At 57.5% G+C, this 322-nt stretch carries 1 rRNA gene; it reads left to right on the top strand.

The features are described 5' to 3' along the window. A 16S ribosomal RNA gene (locus IQR33_RS20420) occupies window positions 1-322 on the top strand; the annotation flags it as partial.

The raw sequence follows: 322 nt of genomic DNA, 5'->3' as shown, positions 1-322 counted from the left end.
ACGATAACGGCGTCGAGCGGCGGACGGGTGAGTAATGCCTAGGAAATTGCCCTGATGTGGGGGATAACCATTGGAAACGATGGCTAATACCGCATGATGCCTACGGGCCAAAGAGGGGGACCTTCGGGCCTCTCGCGTCAGGATATGCCTAGGTGGGATTAGCTAGTTGGTGAGGTAAGGGCTCACCAAGGCGACGATCCCTAGCTGGTCTGAGAGGATGATCAGCCACACTGGAACTGAGACACGGTCCAGACTCCTACGGGAGGCAGCAGTGGGGAATATTGCACAATGGGCGCAAGCCTGATGCAGCCATGCCGCGTGT

The organism is Vibrio sp. OPT46 (assembly GCF_015163535.1).
Lineage (GTDB): Bacteria > Pseudomonadota > Gammaproteobacteria > Enterobacterales > Vibrionaceae > Vibrio > Vibrio alginolyticus.
Note: the sequence above shows the minus strand (reverse complement) of the source record. Positions and strands in the feature narration are given on the sequence as shown.